Genomic DNA, 16437 nt, shown 5'->3' on the forward strand with positions numbered 1-16437 from the left:
TTGACGAGAAAGCGCTTTCTGCTTAGCGTCGATTCATACATATGATCGAGATTCAACGATTTGCACGATGGAGGCCGTAATGGGGCGACGGATCGTGGTGTCGGGCGGCGGTACGGGCATCGGTCTTGCGACCGCGGAGTCCTTCGCCGCGGACGGCGACCGCGTCGTCATCGTGGGGCGCCGGACCGAAGTGCTGCGCGCGGCGGCCGACAAGCTGAACGCCGCTCATGGGGACGGCCTGGTGACCTGGACCGGCGCCGATCTGAGCGACCCCGGGCAGGCCCGCCGCGCCGCCGACGACATCGCCGCGGACGGCCCCGTCGACGTGATCGTCACCAACGCGGGCGGCAATGTCGCACCCGGCAACGACGGCACCCTGGAAGGCATCGCCGACCAGTACCAGCGCAACTTCGCGGCCAATGTGCTCACCGCCGTCCTGTTGACCGAAGCCCTCATTCCGCATATCGCCCGCCCCGGTGGCCGGATCGTGCACCTTTCCTCGGTGGCCGCGCTGCGCGGCCCCGGTTCGTACGGCGGCACCAAGGCCACCCTGCACACCTACACCTTCGAACTGGCCAAGCGGCTGGGCGCGGAGGGCGTCACCGCCAACGCGGTGGCCCCGGGCTACGTCGAGGACACCGAGTTCTTCGGTGAGCGTGGCACTCCCGAGTTCATCGCGCAGCAGATCGGGCAGACGCTCACCGGGCAGCCGGGTGTGCCCGCCGAGATAGCCGCCGCCATCCGCTATCTGGCCTCCCCGGAGGCCGCGTATGTCACCGGGCAGGTCCTGCACATCAACGGCGGGGCGCAGTACGGCCGCTGACGCGCCCCCGCATCATCTCCCCGTCGCGCCACAAGGGCCGGACGGCCCCTGATCAGGGGCCGCGCAGCCCTGCCGCCACGGAGCCCCACGGGCCACTCTGGTTGCTCACACAGGTGGGGGGAAGACGGACGGACGGCCGCACCGAGGGAGTCACCTCGTGACTCCCCAACCATCTCGGGCGCGGCCGTCCGTCCGTCTGTGTGCGCACCACCGCTACACGACGCAAGGGGAGAGACGTCATGTTCCACAACGCCGCCAGGGCCGGCGCGGCAATCGCCGCGGGCTGTGCCATCGCGCTGCTGTATCCCGCGGCGCCCGCCGGGGCCGCCGGCTCCGTGCATCTGCACAAGATCTATTACGACTCTCCCGGTTCGGACACCCGGAGCAACAGCAGCCTCAACGCCGAGTACGTGCAGATCAAGAACTCCACCTCGCGCGGGGTGAGCCTCAAGGGCTGGGTGGTCGTCGACGCGAGCCGCCACGCGTACACCTTCCCCTCGTACACCCTCGGCGCGGGCAAGACGGTGACGGTGCGGACCGGCGTCGGCTCGGACACCTCCGCCACCAAGTACCAGGACCGCCGCGCCTACGTCTGGAACAACACCAGCGACAAGGCCACGCTCCGCAAGAGCGGCGGCACCACGGTCGACACCTGCTCGTACAACAGCAGCCGGGCCGACTACAAGATGTGCTGACCCTTCGGTCCCGGGCCGGGCGCTCAGCCCAGGCCCGGGACCACCATCGTCAGCCAGACGGCGGCGGGCACGGCGACCACCATGATGCCGCCGTAGATCATCAGCTGGCGGAAGAACCGGTCCCGGTCGACATCGGGTGCGGCCGCCAGCACCAGCGCGCCGTTGGTCGAGAAGGGGCTGACGTCCACGACCGTCGCCGAGACCGAGAGCGCCGCGATCATGCCCACCGCGCCGATGTGCCCCTGGGAGAGAAAGGGGACGGCGAGGGGGATGAGTGCGCCCATGATGCCCACGGACGAGGCGAAGGCGGAGATGATCGCCCCGATGTAGCACAGCAGCAGCGCCGCGAGCAGCGGGATGCCGATGTCGGTGACCGCGTTGCCCGCGTAGGTGATGGTGCCCATCTCGTCCAGCACCCCGACATAGGTGAGCACACCGCAGATCAGCAGCACGGTCGGCCAGGTGACCTCGTTGACGGCCCGCTTGCCGTGGTCGGGCCAGAACGCGCTGAGCGCGACCGCGAGGGTGATCGCGGTGAGCCCGGCGTCCTGGTCGAAGACGAGGACCGCTACCACCAGTGCCACCAGCGCGACCAGGGTCGCGATCCGGGCCGGGGTGAGCCGGGTGTCCGCGTCGGCGGCCGCCTCCTCCGACTCGGCCTCGGTGTCGGTACGGGGCAGCTTCAGCCCGCCGCAGACGACGAACACGACGGCCGCGATGAGCAGGTTGACGACGAGGCTGGCCAGGAACAGGGTGACCTCGTTGCCCGGCAGCTTCTCCCGCTCCACGATGCCGTTGACGATCGAGCCGTAGATACTGATGGGGGAGAAGCCGCCGCCCTGGGCGCCGTGCACCACCATGGCCCCCATCAGCAGCGGGCTGATTCCGTAGCGCGCCGCGAAGCTCAGCGCGAGGGGTGCCACGATCGCGACCGCCGCCGGGCTCACCGCGCCGATCGCGGTCAGCGCGCCGGTGATCGCGAACATCACCCACGGGATCAGCACCACCCGCCCGCGCACCAGCCGGATCGCGGCGTGCACCAGCCAGTCGGTGGTCCCGTTGGCCCGGGCCAGTGCGAAGAGATACGTGACGCCCACCAGCACCACGAACAGATCGCCCGGGAAACCCGCGAAGATCTTTTCCGCGTCGAAGCCGGCGACCAGCTCCCCCACGCCGAAGGCGGCGGCGAAGGAGAGCGCGCCCATGTTGATCGATCTGGTGGTGGCGATCACGAAGACCACCACCAGCACGAGTATCGAGATCAGTTCGTCGGACATTCGAGCGCGCTCCCGTCACAAGTGGCCCAGCCGCGACACACGTTGCGTGCGGGGTGGTTCAACAGTCAATACATGTGCGGCACATTGGCTGAGCCAATCGACCACTGGGTGCTACGCTGCGGAGGGGAGCCGTCACCAACCGCAGCAGCCAGCCGCAGCAGGGGGAAGCTCGTATGGCCGACGACGCACTGCGCCCGATGAACCGTCAGCGCCTGTACGAGCAGGTGCTGGAGCGGCTGCGCGCCTATGTCGAGGAGGGCGGGCTGCGCGCGGGCGACCGGCTGCCCACCGAACGGGAGCTGGCCGAGCGGCTCGGCATCAGCCGCGCCTCCGTCAAGCAGGCCATCGTCGTCCTGGAGGTGCAGGGCCTGGTCGAGGTGCGCCAGGGCGGCGGCATGCGGCTGCTCCGCGACAGCCTCGACACCGAGTCGGTGGAAAGCCTGGTGGAGCGCCGGCGGCGGCTGCCCGATGTGCTCGACGCCCGCGAGGCGCTGGAGACCAAGCTCGCCGAACTCGCCGCCGAGCGCCGCACCGACGACGACCTCGCCGCCCTGGAGCAGGCGCTCCACTGGATGGAGGACGAGATCGCGACGGGCCGCCACGGCGTCGAGGGCGACCGCCGCTTCCACGCCGCGGTCACCGCGGCCGCCCACAGCCCGCTGCTCGCCGAGTTCATGCGCTCCATCGCCGAGCAGATCGGCGAGAGCCGTGCCGAGTCGCTGCGTCAGCCGGGCCGCCCCAAGCGGTCGTTCGCCCAGCACCGGAAGATCCTGGACGCCATCGCCGAGGGCCGTTCCAAGGCCGCGGCCGCGGCCATGCGCCGCCACGTCCGTACCGTCGCCCAGGTGCGCCTGCTCAACTGGGACCCGGACGGGTCCTCCTGAGCGGGCTCGCTACATCCGGTGGCCGGCCGTCAGATCGTGCGGGTCGTAGCCCGGGATCGTGCCGTCGGGCTTGGCGACCAGGAAGAGTCCCGCCATCCCCATGTCGGAGTGGCTCTGGACGTGGCAGTGGTACATCCACGCGCCCGCGCCGGTGTTCTCCCCGGCGATCACCTGGAAGCCGAACGAGTCGGCCGGGCCGGTGATCTTGTTGTCGATGACCCGGCTCGGGTCGTCCGGCCCCTCCAGGATGCCCGTGCGGTTGTCCGCCCAGCGATGACCGTGCATGTGGAAGGTGTGGTAGTACTCGCCGTGCGTGATCATGATGATCTCGACGCGTTCGCCCACCGTCGCCCTGAACTCGGGCGCGTCATGGCCTGACTTGTTGTTGATCGTCATGTCGTTGAAGACGATGGTGAACTGCTTCTGCGGCAGGACGTCCCCCGCGCGGCGCACCACCACCGGCCCGTACAGCCCCTTGCGGAGGCCGCCGGTGCCGTGCGGGGTGCCGACCGCGTGGTCGTGGTAGTGCCAGTAGCCCGCGCTGCCCGGCCGCCACGTGCCGTCCGCGCGGGTGCCCGGGGCGTGGGTGCGCCAGGTGTACGTACGCGTCCCGCCCGGCTCCACGGCGCTGCGGTTGAGCTGGGTGCCGTCGCTGGCGGTGTCGTAGTCCAGGCCGTGCACATGGAGGCTGGCGGTGACGTCCATGGTGTTCTCGAAGTCGATGTGCAGGGTGTCGCCCTCGGTCAGCTCGATCAGCGGACCGGGGATGGACGCCTCGCCCTTCTCCAGGCCGTAGCCCATTTGCCCGTCCGGCAGCTTCTCCGCGTACATCGTGATGCGGCGGACCGCGCCCCCGGCCGGCGCCGTGGCCACGCGGCGCTGCCGGCCGTCCGCGGAAGCGGACGAGGCGGCGGCGGGGGAGGCGAGGGGCAGCGGGCCGCCGATCGCGGCGGCGGCCGCGCCACCGGCGAGAAGCCGGCGGCTGAAGCCGCGTCTGGGCATGGTGCCGGGTGCGTCGCTCATCGCTCTCCCAACTCGGTGCGGTCGTTCGGGTGTTGCCGATGCGCACGTGCCCCGGGGATGGCATCACGGTAGCCGGAGGACGCCCGTTCATCCACACTCAGGACAAAGTTCGTCGAGTTGCGGTCATAGCTATTGGCGGACCGCGAAAAGGGGTCTAGCTTCCTTCGCGGTGTATCCGGTACCGGAGAGGGATGGGTTACTCATGCGGGATGAACCGTACCAAAAGCCCTCGAAAAGGCTCCGGCTGACGAAGCGTCGGCCGCGGAGGAGACGCGCGGCGTTGGCGGCACTCTTATTCGGGGCCGTCACCGCGACCATGCTCGGCGGCACCCCCGCCGCCGCCCGCCCCGAGGAGCGCCCCCGGCTGGCGCTGCCGTCCCCGCCGGGCGGTGACGACGTCAAGGTGCTGGTGTTCCACGGTTCGGCCGGGGACGAGGCGCCGACCGTGGACGCCGGTATCGAGGCCATCGAACGCATCGGCAACCAGGGCCCGGCGGCCACCCGCTTCACGGTCGACGCCACGGCCGACGCCTCCGTCTTCACGACACCGAAGCTCGGCACGTACAACGCGGTCGTCTTCCTGACCGGCGCGGGCGATGTGCTCGACCCGGAGCAGGAGGCGGGCCTGGAGTCGTACATGGAGGCCGGCGGCGGCTTCCTCGGCATCCATGACGCGGCCCGCAACGAGCCGTACTCGGACTGGTTCACCGGACTGATCGGCGCCCGCCCCGCCACCACGAGCCCCGCCACCGTCCAGCGGGCCGTCGTCGAGGTCGGCGACCGCACCCACCCGGCCACCAGGGACCTGCCGCTGGAGTGGAAGCGCCCCGACACCTGGCTCAACTGGAAGACGAACCCCTCCGGCCAGGTGCACACCGTCGCCCGGGTCCGGGAGAGCAGCTACCAGCCGGGCGCGGGCGCCAATGGCTGGGACCACCCCATCTCCTGGTGCCGCGACTACGACGGGGGCCGGTCCTTCTACACCGGCATGGGCGGCACCGCTGCCGGCTTCCGTGAGACGGACTTCCGCGCCCATCTGCGCGGCGCGCTGCTGTGGACCACCCGGCTCGCCCGCGCCGACTGTCAGGCCACCATCACCGCCAACTACAAGGCCGAGCGGGTCACCAAGCCCAACCAGCCCGGCCAGTCGGACCAGATCGGCGAGCCGCACGGCCTGGTCACCGCCCCGGACGGCCGGGTGCTCTACATCGGCCGAGGTGGGGGCGACAACAGCGCGCCCGTCGTCACGGACTGGAACGACCCCGACATCGGCAAGGGCCAGGGCCAGATCCACATCTACGACCCCAGGACCGGCAAGGTCACGCTCGCCGGCGCGCTCACCGTCTTCGGCAACAAGGGCGGCGGCGATGAGCTGATCAAGAACGAGGAAGGGCTGCTCGGCATCGAGCTGGACCCGGACTTCCTCACCAACGGCTGGGTGTATCTGCACTACACCCCGCACTCCCGGATCAACCGCGACACCCAGATGGCCGAGCGGCGGGTCTCCCGCTTCACCCTGAACCTCAAGACCGACAAGCTCGACCTCGGCTCGGAGAAGGTGCTGCTGTCCTGGCCGGTGCAGATCCACAGCTGCTGCCACGCGGGTGGCGGCATGGCCTGGGACTCCAAGCGCAATCTCTACATCGCCACGGGGGACAACAACTCCTCGCAATTCAGCGACGGTTACTCGGGCAACAACCCGCAGCCGAACTACAAGGGCATGTCCTTCGCCGACGCCCGCCGCACCGCCGGGAACACCAACAACCTCAACGGCAAGATCCTGCGGATCCACCCCGAGGCCGACGGCACGTACACCCTCCCCGAGGGCAATCTGTTCACCGGCAAGGAGCCTGACGAGGGCGGCGGGAAGACCCGCGGCGAGATCTATGTGATGGGTGTGCGCAACCCGGCCCGGATCTTCGTCGACAAGAAGACCGACATCCTCTACGCGGGCTGGGTCGGCCCCGACGCGGGCGAGCCCAGCACCACCTGGGGCCCCGCGAAGTACGACACCTTCGCCGCCATCACCAAGGCCGGCAACCACGGCTGGCCGTTCTGCATGGGCAACAAGCAGCCGTACCGCGACCGCAACCTGCCCGACCCGAGCAAACCGCTGGGCTGGTACGACTGCGACCACCCCAAGAACGACTCGCCCAACAACAACGGCCTGGTGAACCTGCCGCCGGTCACCGGGAACACCATCTGGTACTCGCCGCAGGGCGGCGCCCCCGATTATCCTCGCGACGCGAACGGCATCCCCAGCTACCAGGCGTCCGAGGCGAAGTTCCTGCTGCCCTGGCTCAAGGGCGGCGGCCAGGCCACCATGAACGGCCCGGTCTACCGGTACGACGAGAACAGCAACAGCACCACCAAGTGGCCCGCGTACTGGGACGGCAAGTGGTTCGTCGGCGACTTCTACGACGGCGATCAGCCGCGCCACGCCGTGGTGACCGACCCCAGGACGGTCGGCAAGGGCGGACTGCCCGTGCACGCCGAATCCCTCAAGAAGATCATTCCGGTGGGCGCCGACGGCATCCGCAACCTCATGGACTGGAAGTTCGCCCCGGACGGCTCGCTCTACGTCCTCGACTACGGGCGCGGCTTCTTCACCTCCGACCCCAAGTCGGCGCTGTGGCACATCACCTACAAGGGCGGCGAGCCCACCCCGCTCGCCAAGGACGTGGCCAGGAAGGCGGAGCAGCGGTGAGACGACGGCGACCAGGATCCCGCGGCAGATCATGGACGGCGCTGCTCGCCGCGCTGCTCATGGTCCTCGGACTGAGCACGGGACTGTCCACGGCCACGGCCGCGTCCGCGCAGAACACACCCGGTAAGGCCGCACAGCAGACCCTGACCTGGACCGCGGGTGACGACATCACCAAGTACGTCTCGGCGCCCACCACGGCGGTCGCCGGGAAGACCACCATCGTCTTCGAGAACAGCGCCGCCACCGGCAACACCATGGGAATGCCGCACACGCTCACGTTCGACGTGTCGGACCCCGAGTACAACAACGACGTCCCGCTGAACATCCTCGCCAACCCCGCGGACGACACCGGCGGCAAGCACTCCGTCGAGGTCACCCTGACCCCGGGCCGCTACCGCTACCACTGCACCATCCCCGGCCACGGCCAGATGCAGGGCATCCTGGTGGTCACCGAGGGCGGCGGGGGCGAGGACACCACCGCGCCCGAGACCTCGGCGAAGGTCGCGGGCGAGCAGGACGCGGACGGCGCGTACATCGGCATGGCCACGGTCACGGTGTCCGCCACCGACGCGGGCTCGGGCGTGGACCGGATCGAATACGCGGTGGGCGACGGGGCGTTCCAGCCGTACACCGCCCCGGTGATGGTGCACGAGGTGGGCACCCACACCATCCGCTACCGGGCCACCGACAAGGCGGGAAACACCTCCGCGGTGAAGTCGGCCGAGTTCCGCGTGGTGGCCCCGCCGACGGACGACACCGCGCCACCCGAGACCTCCGCGACGGTGTCCGGAAAGCAGGCACCGAACGGTGACTACTACGACACGGCCACCGTCACCGTCACCGCCTCCGACACCGGATCCGGCGTCAACACCATCGCATACGCCCTGGACGGCGGCGACTTCACGAAGTACACCGCACCGGTGACGGTGAACACCCGCGGTTCCCATGCGGTGCGCTACCGCGCGACCGACCGGGCGGGGAACACCTCAGCGGTGAAAACGGTGAGCTTCACCGTGGTCGCGCCGCCGAGCACGGACACCACGCCGCCCGAGACCACGGCGAAGGCCGAGGGCACCAAGAACTCGGACGGCAACTACGTCGGCAGCGCCAAGGTGACCATCACCGCCACCGACGCCGGCTCCGGTGTGGCGAAGACCGAGTACTCCCTCGACGGCGGCCCGTACCTCGCGTACACCACCCCCGTCGTCGTGGACCGGGTCGGGCGGCACACCCTCGCCCACCGCGCCACCGACAAGGCCGGAAACACCTCGACGGCCAAGCAGCTCGCGTTCACCGTGGACGAGGGCGGCGGCGTGCCCGCCCCCGCGTGCCCCGAGTGGGACGAGCGGCTCACCGTGATCGTCGGTACGGTCGACACCGGCGTCCCCAACCGCATCACCCGTAGCCGCTGCACCATCAACGAGCTGATCGAGGACGAGAAGGACTGGTCCTCACACGCCCTCTTCCTGAAGCACGTCACCTCGGTGACCGGCAAGCTGCTCTCCGACGGCGTCATCGACCGGCGCGAGAACGAGGCCATCAACAAGGCCGCCGACGAGTCCGGGATCGGCAAGCCCGGCCAGAGCGAGGGCTACCGCGACCTCTTCGACGGTACGAAGAAGTCGTTCGACCAGTGGCAGCACGTGGGCGGTGGCGCCTTCGGGCTGAACGACGACGGCACCATCACCAGCAGCTCCACGGTCGACGGCATGGGCATGCTGTGGTTCCCACGGCGCACCTACGACGACTTCTCGCTGAAGCTGCAGTTCCGTGACGACGCCCCGGGGACGGGCAACGCCAACAGCGGCGTCTTCGTCCGCTTCCCGGATGTGAACGACCACCCCGAGGAGTCCCGCCCGGAGTGGGTCGCCATCAAGTACGGGCACGAGGTGCAGATCAACGACCGTCCCGACGGCGACATGTACAAGACGGGCTCGATCTACGGCTTCGACCGGGTCGGGCTGGGCGGTGCGGGCGTGACGCCGAAGGGCACCTGGAACGACTACGAGATCCGGGTGGTCGGCCAGCACTACTCGATCTACCGCAACGGTGTGCTGATCAATGAGTTCGAGAACGCCGGGGGCCAGGACTTCACCCCGCCGCGCTCGGACGACCCGGGCACCGACGGCCGCCGGTTCGCCTCCGGATACATCGGTCTGCAGAACCACAGCACCGGCGATGTGGTCTCGTTCCGCAACATCCGGATCCAGGAGCTGTGACGCCAGGTGAGTGGCCGCCGGAGCACCCCAGTCCCCGGCGGCCACCATCACTGCGAGGTTACCCGAGGTAATACTCATCGGTAACCCCCTTGCTCACCACATGCCAAAGCCCCGCCCCGACCAGCGGGGCGGGGCTTTGGCCCACGCTTCAGGACGCCAGCGTGTCCAGGATCTGCTGCCCGTACTTGAGCAGCTTGTTCTCGCCGACGCCGCTCACCGCGCCCAGCTCGTCCAGCGTCGAGGGGAGGGCGGTCGCGATCTCGCGCAGCGTCGCGTCATGGAAGATCACGTACGCGGGCACCCCCTGCTCCTTCGCGGACGCCGCCCGCCAGGCGCGCAGCCGTTCGAAGACCAGCACGGCCTCCTCCGGCAGATCGGCCGCGGCCTTGCGGGACTTCGACGACGACCCGGAGGCGCCCGCCTTCGACGTCCCGGCGCGCACCTTCTCGGGCTCGCGCCGCAGCCTGACCTCCCGCTGCCGCCCCAGCACCTCGGCGCTCGCGTCGGTGAGCACCAGTGTGCCGTAGTCGCCCTCGACCCCGATCAGCCCCTGGGCCAGCAACTGCCGCACCACACCGCGCCATTCGGCCTCGCGCAGCTCGGTGCCGATGCCGAACACCGACAGCGCGTCATGGTCGAACTGGATGACCTTGGCCGTCTTCTTGCCGAGCAGAATGTCGATCACCTGTCCGGCGCCGAACTTCTGGTTCCGCTCCCGCTTGAGCCGGACCACGGTCGACAGCAGCTTCTGCGCGGGGATGGTGCCGTCCCAGGACTCCGGCGGCGTCAGACACGTATCGCAGTTGCCGCACGCGGTGCTCTGCTGGCCGAAGTACGCGAGCAGCTGCACCCGGCGGCACTCGACGGTCTCGCACAGGGCCAGCATCGCCTCCAGATGCGCACCCAGCTTGCGCCGGTGGGCGTCGTCGCCCTCGGAGGTGTCGATCATCTTCCGCTGCTGGATGACGTCCTGGAGCCCGTACGCCAGCCACGCGGTGGACGGCAGCCCGTCCCGCCCGGCGCGGCCCGTCTCCTGGTAGTAGCCCTCGACGGACTTCGGCAGATCCAGATGGGCGACGAACCGCACGTCCGGCTTGTCGATGCCCATGCCGAACGCGATCGTCGCCACCACGACCAGGCCGTCCTCCCGCAGGAAGCGCGCCTGGTGCTCGGCGCGGACCCGGGCGTCGAGGCCCGCGTGGTAGGGCACCGCGGCGATCCCGTTGCTCACCAGGAACTCGGCCGTCTTCTCCACCGAGGAGCGGGACAGGCAGTAGACGATTCCGGCGTCGCCCGGGTGCTCGGCGCGCAGCAGCTCCAGCAGCTGCTTCTTCGGTTCGTTCTTCGGGGCGATCCGGTACTGGATGTTGGGGCGGTCGAAGCTCGCCACGAAGTGGTGGGCGTCCTGGAGCTTCAGCCGGGAGGCGATCTCGGCGTGGGTGGCCTTGGTGGCGGTCGCGGTCAGCGCGATCCGGGGCACGCTGGGCCAGCGCTCGTGCAGCTCGGACAGGGCCAGGTAGTCGGGCCGGAAGTCGTGCCCCCACTGGGCCACACAGTGCGCCTCGTCGATGGCGAACAGCGAGACCGTGCCCCGGTCCAGCAGCCGCAGGGTGGACTCCACGCGCAGCCGCTCGGGCGCGAGATAGAGCAGGTCCAGCTCGCCCGCCAGGAACTCGGCCTCCACCAGCCGCCGCTCGTCCAGGTCCTGGGTGGAGTTGAGGAACCCGGCCCGCACGCCGAGGTTCCGCAGGGCGTCGACCTGGTCCTGCATCAGCGCGATCAGCGGCGAGATGACCACCCCGACGCCCTTCCGCACGAGCGAGGGAATCTGGTAGCACAGCGATTTGCCGCCGCCGGTCGGCATGAGGACCAGTGCGTCACCACCGGTTATCACATGCTCGATGATCTCCTGCTGGCCTCCCCGGAACGCGTCATAGCCGAAGACGCGGTGCAGCACGCGCAGGGCTTCGCTGCCATCGGGGCCGTTGACGATGTCGGGTCCGCTTTCGGGAAGAGCCATCCGGCGATTCTAGAGGTCCCGGCATGGGCCCCGGTCAACGGCGGGTGAACCGCGCGGTGACGGTCATCGCGGCGGCGCCCGGCATCATCCCCAGCCGGTTCCAGGTCATGCCGAAGTCGGTGCGGTCGATCGGGACCTCGGCGGTGAGCGTGGCGGCGTCGGCGGTGGCCTCGGTGAGCCGCGCGGTGAAGGACAGGGGGCGGGTGTTGCCGAGGACGGTCAGCTCACCCTCGACCCGGACGGCGGCGCCCTCGCCGGGCACCGCGCCCGAGACCACGAAGACGATCTCGGGGTGGCGGTCCGTATCGAGGAAGTCCGCGCTGCGCAGATGGTCGTCGCGCTTGGCGTTCCGGGTGTCCAGCGACGCGGCGTCGACGGTCAGGGAGCCCCGGGCCGGGCCGTCGGCCGGCACCTCGCCCTCCCCGCTGACGCCGGTGAAGACGCCGCTCACGGTGACCAGCCCCCAGAACGTCCGGTGCCGCACGCGCACCGTGGTCCCGGCCGGGTCCAGGATCCAGCGGCCCGCCCCGACGGCGGACGGCGAGACGGGGGAACGGGCGGGGTCGGCGGTGTCCGCCATGGAGATCACGTCCTTGTCGGAGTGGGACACGTTTCCCCGCAGCCTACGGAGAACACGCGGCGCGGCGGGAGGCCCCGGGCGCGAAGATCTGCCAACCGCCGTGCGCCGACCCCGGTGTGACGTGACGGAGGGGGAGCGGGTTGGATGGGTGTGGGCGTGGGCACAGTGGCCGTTGAGACATGACGGCTCGTCACATGCACGTCCAGATGGATTCCCCCCACGAGGAGGCCAATGTGACATCCAGCAGACTCGTCCGCGCATTGCCTGTCGCGATCGCGGCGGTGCTCGCCCTGGCGGGCGGCGGCCAGGCGGTGGCCGCTCCCGCACCCGATGCCGCCGCGCGTGTGGTCACGTACGACGCCGGCGGGGCCGCCGAGTTCAAGGACGCGGTGACCAAGGGTGCGGCGGTCTGGAATCAGAGCGTGAAGAACGTGCAGCTCAAGCCGGTCGCCTCCGGCCAGCGGGCCGACCTCCGCGTCGTCGCCGACAACGGCTGGCCGCGTGCCTCCGTCACCGCCCTCGGCAGCGGCACGATCTACTTCGGACGGCAGGCCGTGGACGAGGGCCACAACACCGTACGGATCGCTTCGCACGAGATGGGCCACATCCTGGGCCTGCCCGATGTGAAGCCGGGGCCCTGCTCCAGCCTGATGTCCGGCGCCAGTGCCGGTACGTCCTGCACCAACGCCAACCCCAACGCGGCCGAGAAGGCCGAGGTCGAGGACGCCTTCGCACTCATGGAGGCATCCGGCGCGACGGCGGGTACGTACAAGCACTGACCGGGCTCACCGGAGTTACCGGGAAGAACGGATGGGCGGGCCGGGTGGAGACTCCCGGCCCGCCCGCTTCCGTCTACACCGTGATCACCTCCGTGTCGGGGAGGGCGCGGAACGGTGCGAGCTGGTCGTCGGTGGCGCCGCTGTCGGTGACCAGCGTCCAGGGCCGGTCCAGCGGGGCCCAGGCGGTGAACGGGGACTGGCCGAGCTTGCTGCTGTCGGCGAGCACGTACACCTCCCGGCCGCGGTCGGCCATCATCTCCTTCAGCGAGGTCTGCTGCAGACTGGCCTCGCATATGCCGCGCCGCGCGTCGAGCCCGTCGGCGCCCAGGAAGACCTTGTCCGCGGTGAGCCGGGACAGGGTGAGTTCGGCGAGCGGGCCGACGAAGCCCTGGCTGACATGGCGCAGCGTCCCCGCGAGCGTGATCAGCTCGATGCCGTCCACCTCGGCCAGCGCGCGCAGCGCTGTCAACCCGCTGGTGATCACGGTGACGTCGGTGCGGGCGCGCAGATGGTGGGCGAGCCGGCCGGTGGTGGTGCCCGCGTCCAGGATGACGGTGTCGCCCTGCGCGATCCGCGCGGCCGCCCACCGTCCGATGCGGTCCTTCTCGGCGACCGCGAGCCCGCTGCGCTGCCCGAGCGTCGGCTCGGCGGTGTGCCCCGCGCTCATCGCGCCGCCGTAGGTGCGGGCGATGGCGCCCTGCTCGGTGAGCAGGGCGAGGTCCCGGCGGATGGTGGAGGGGGTCACCTCCAGGGAACGCGCCAGTTCCTCGACGACGACCGTGCCATCGGTCCGGATCGTGCGGGCGATCAGTTCCCGGCGGTCGGCGGCGCGCAGTCGCCGCTCACCTTCCCCGTTGGATGTCATTTTCCGCCCGCCATCCTCTCCGCGACTCTGCGTGATTGATGGGCAACACTATCAGTCTGCGCATTCCGCGCTGTTTCGCTGCGGACACTGGGCAGACTCTTGCGCGTTACGTGCAAGCATGCGAGCGTTCCGCTCACAACACGCACGTTAGCGGGAGGGCCCATGAAGGCGGAGAGTGTGCCGGTCGACGTCGGAGCGGGCGGCGAACCCGCGTCCGACGATCCGTACGCACTGCGGGCGGGGGACGTCCTGGAGCCCCCGAGCGACCTCAAGGGCACCGTCAAGCGCCTCGGGCCCGGCATGATCCTCTCCGCGGCGGTGGTCGGCTCCGGCGAGCTGATCACCACCACCTCGCTCGGCGCGAAGGCCGGCTTCGTCCTGCTGTGGCTGGTGATCGCGAGCGCCCTGGTCAAGGTGTGGGTGCAGATGGAGCTGGCCCGCTGGACCATCCTCACCGGCAAGACCGCGCTGGCCGGCTACAGCCAAGTGGCGCCCAAGGTCGGCCGGGTCGGCTGGATCAACGTGCTGTGGATCCTGATGGACTTCGCCAAGATGCTCCAGCGCGGCGGCATGATCGGCGGCACCGCGGCGGCGTTCAGCATCCTCGCCCCGATCGGCGGCGGCGATCCGCTCGGCCACACCTCGCTCACGGCGTGGACCGTCATCGTGGTCGTCTCCGTCGTCGGGCTGATGTACACCAACCGCTACGGGCTGGTGGAGAAGGCCGGGTTCGTCACCGTCGTGATCTTCACGCTCTCCACGGTCGCCCTCGCCGTCGGACTGCCCTGGACCGAATTCCCCTACGGCGGCGCGGACCTGGGCTCCGGGCTGACCCTCTCCATCCCGGCCGGCACCCTCGGCTTCGCCGTCGCCATGTTCGGCATCACCGGCGTCGGCGCCGACGAGATGACCACGTACACGTACTGGTGTCTGGAGAAGGGCTACGCGCGCTGGGCCGGTCCGGACGACGGCACCGAGGCGCGGGCCAAGCGCGCCGAGGGCTGGATCCGGGTCATGCGCACCGACGCCCTCGTCTCCTGGCTCATCTGCACCCTGTGCACGCTGTCCTTCTACATCATCGGCGCGGCCATCCTGCACCGGCAGGGCCTGGTGCCCGAGGGCAACGAGATGATCAGCACGCTGTCCCGGATGTATACGGACACCCTCGGCCCCTGGGGCAAGTACCTCTTCCTGGCCGGCACCATCGCCGTCCTCTACTCGACGATCATCGCCTCCACCGCGAGCGTGCCCCGGCTGTGGACCAGCACCCTCGGGCTGCTCGGCCTGCTCGACTGGAAGAACGTCACCACACGGCAGCGCACGATCCGGGTGCTCACCGTCGTGCTGCCGCCGCTGTGGGCCGCCGGCTACCTCTTCATCCAGGAGCCGGTGCTGATGGTGCAGGCCGGCGGCATCGCGGGCGGCATCTTCCTGGTCGCGGTCGTCATCGCCGTATGGCGCCTGCGCGCCACCGAGGTGGCACCGCGCTTCCGCCGCAACATCGCGCTGAACTGCGCGCTCGTGCTGAGCAGCGCGGCCATCGGCGCGCTCGGAATCTCTTCGGTCCTCGAGGTCTTCGGCCTCGGGGTGGGGAGTTGAACCGGACCATGGGACACGACGTCCTGGTGACCACGCCGAGCTTCGGCCAGCACGCCCGGGCCCCCTGGGAGGTGTTCGCACAGGCCGGTGTCCCGGTGCGCACCGCGCGCGCCGCGCATCCGCTGGCGGAGCCGCAGCTGATCGACGAGGCGGCGGGCGCGGACGCCCTCGTCGTCGGGCTCGACCCGGTGACGGCGGCCGTCCTCGACGCGGCCCCCGGGCTGAAGGTCGTCGCCAAGCACGGGGTCGGCGTCGACAACATCGACCTCACCGCGGCCGCCGAACGCGGTGTCCGCGTGGTCAACGCGCCCGGCACCAACACCACCGCCGTCGCCGACATGGCCATGGCCCTGCTGCTGGCCGCCGTACGCCACATCGTGCCCGCCCACGCCTCCGTCACCGCCGGCCGCTGGGACCGCTTCTTCGGCCCCGAACTGGCCGGGCGTACGCTCGGCATCGTCGGCTTCGGCCGGATCGGGCAGGCCGTCGCCCGGCGCGCCCGGGGCTTCGACATGGAGATCGTCGCGTACGACCCGCATCTGCCGGAGGCCGTCTTCGCCGAGCGGGGCGTGCGTTCCGTACCCCTGGACGACCTGCTCGCCACGAGCGACGCCGTCACCCTGCACCTGCCGGTGCCCTCCGGCGGGCCGCTGCTCGGCCGCGCCCGGCTGGAGGCCATGAAGCCCGGCGCCTGCGTGATCAATACGGCGCGGGGCGGGCTCGTCGACGAGGCAGCCCTCGCCGATCTCCTGCACAGCGGACACATCGCGGCGGCCGGCATCGACGTGTTCGCCACCGAGCCCCCCGCCGGAAACCCGCTGCTCACCGCGCCGAACACGGTGCTCACCCCGCACTGCTCCGCCTTCACCCACCAGGCCAACGCCGCGATGGGCAGCGCCGTGGCCGTGGATGTGGTCCGGGTGCTGCGCGGCGAGGACCCGGTGAACGCCGTGGTGTGACGTCTCT

13 protein-coding genes are annotated in these 16437 nt (G+C 70.3%); 8 read left to right on the top strand and 5 right to left on the bottom strand.

What is annotated here, in order from left to right:
• The first annotated feature begins 79 nt into the window (after positions 1-79).
• Positions 80-823, top strand: coding sequence for an SDR family NAD(P)-dependent oxidoreductase (locus tag ACH4SI_RS18230; RefSeq protein WP_398296763.1), 744 nt, complete (start codon positions 80-82; stop codon positions 821-823).
• A gap of 239 nt (positions 824-1062) precedes the next feature.
• Entirely contained in the window at positions 1063-1518 is a 456-nt protein-coding gene (locus tag ACH4SI_RS18235; protein ID WP_398296764.1) for a lamin tail domain-containing protein, read from the top strand.
• 23 nt (positions 1519-1541) lie between these two features.
• On the opposite strand, the gene ACH4SI_RS18240 is transcribed toward ACH4SI_RS18235, so the two are convergent.
• Positions 1542-2795 (bottom strand): SLC13 family permease, encoded by a 1254-nt coding sequence (locus tag ACH4SI_RS18240; protein WP_398296765.1) that lies wholly within the window; start codon positions 2793-2795, stop codon positions 1542-1544.
• A 173-nt stretch (positions 2796-2968) separates the two neighbouring features.
• Here ACH4SI_RS18240 and ACH4SI_RS18245 point away from each other — a divergent pair, with 173 nt between their 5' ends.
• Positions 2969-3679 carry a FadR/GntR family transcriptional regulator gene (locus ACH4SI_RS18245; protein WP_398296766.1) on the top strand — a complete coding sequence of 237 codons (711 nt, stop codon included), beginning with the start codon at positions 2969-2971 and terminating at the stop codon, positions 3677-3679.
• A 9-nt stretch (positions 3680-3688) separates the two neighbouring features.
• Here ACH4SI_RS18245 and ACH4SI_RS18250 read toward each other — a convergent pair whose 3' ends face one another.
• Complete coding sequence (locus ACH4SI_RS18250; RefSeq protein WP_398296767.1) at positions 3689-4702, bottom strand: multicopper oxidase domain-containing protein; 1014 nt, start codon at positions 4700-4702, stop codon at positions 3689-3691.
• Between the two features lie 316 nt (positions 4703-5018).
• Between ACH4SI_RS18250 and ACH4SI_RS18255 the strand changes: the two genes are divergently transcribed.
• The gene (locus ACH4SI_RS18255; protein WP_398297118.1) at positions 5019-7409 is read left to right on the top strand and encodes a ThuA domain-containing protein; all 2391 of its coding nucleotides are present in this window, start codon (positions 5019-5021) and stop codon (positions 7407-7409) included.
• A gap of 59 nt (positions 7410-7468) precedes the next feature.
• On the top strand, positions 7469-9628 hold the full coding sequence (locus ACH4SI_RS18260) for an OmpL47-type beta-barrel domain-containing protein (RefSeq protein ID WP_398297120.1): 2160 nt from the start codon (positions 7469-7471) through the stop codon (positions 9626-9628).
• Positions 9629-9776: 148 nt separating this feature from the next.
• On the opposite strand, the gene recQ is transcribed toward ACH4SI_RS18260, so the two are convergent.
• Positions 9777-11648, bottom strand: a complete 1872-nt coding sequence (recQ, locus tag ACH4SI_RS18265; protein WP_398296768.1) for a DNA helicase RecQ — start codon at positions 11646-11648, stop codon at positions 9777-9779.
• Positions 11649-11682: 34 nt separating this feature from the next.
• Positions 11683-12228, bottom strand: a complete 546-nt coding sequence (locus ACH4SI_RS18270) for a YceI family protein (RefSeq protein ID WP_398297122.1) — start codon at positions 12226-12228, stop codon at positions 11683-11685.
• Between the two features lie 233 nt (positions 12229-12461).
• Here ACH4SI_RS18270 and ACH4SI_RS18275 point away from each other — a divergent pair, with 233 nt between their 5' ends.
• Positions 12462-13007: a snapalysin family zinc-dependent metalloprotease gene (locus ACH4SI_RS18275; protein WP_398296769.1), complete on the top strand. Its 546-nt coding sequence runs from the start codon at positions 12462-12464 to the stop codon at positions 13005-13007.
• A 73-nt stretch (positions 13008-13080) separates the two neighbouring features.
• On the opposite strand, the gene ACH4SI_RS18280 is transcribed toward ACH4SI_RS18275, so the two are convergent.
• Positions 13081-13872 (bottom strand): DeoR/GlpR family DNA-binding transcription regulator, encoded by a 792-nt coding sequence (locus tag ACH4SI_RS18280; RefSeq protein WP_398296770.1) that lies wholly within the window; start codon positions 13870-13872, stop codon positions 13081-13083.
• A 162-nt stretch (positions 13873-14034) separates the two neighbouring features.
• Between ACH4SI_RS18280 and ACH4SI_RS18285 the strand changes: the two genes are divergently transcribed.
• A complete protein-coding gene (locus tag ACH4SI_RS18285) occupies positions 14035-15471 on the top strand; it encodes an Nramp family divalent metal transporter (RefSeq protein WP_398296771.1) in 1437 nt (478 codons plus the stop codon).
• 8 nt (positions 15472-15479) lie between these two features.
• Complete coding sequence (locus tag ACH4SI_RS18290) at positions 15480-16430, top strand: phosphoglycerate dehydrogenase (protein ID WP_398296772.1); 951 nt, start codon at positions 15480-15482, stop codon at positions 16428-16430.
• Positions 16431-16437: the final 7 nt, after the last annotated feature.

This window comes from Streptomyces sp. NPDC021212 (assembly GCF_044332925.1).
Lineage (GTDB): Bacteria > Actinomycetota > Actinomycetes > Streptomycetales > Streptomycetaceae > Streptomyces.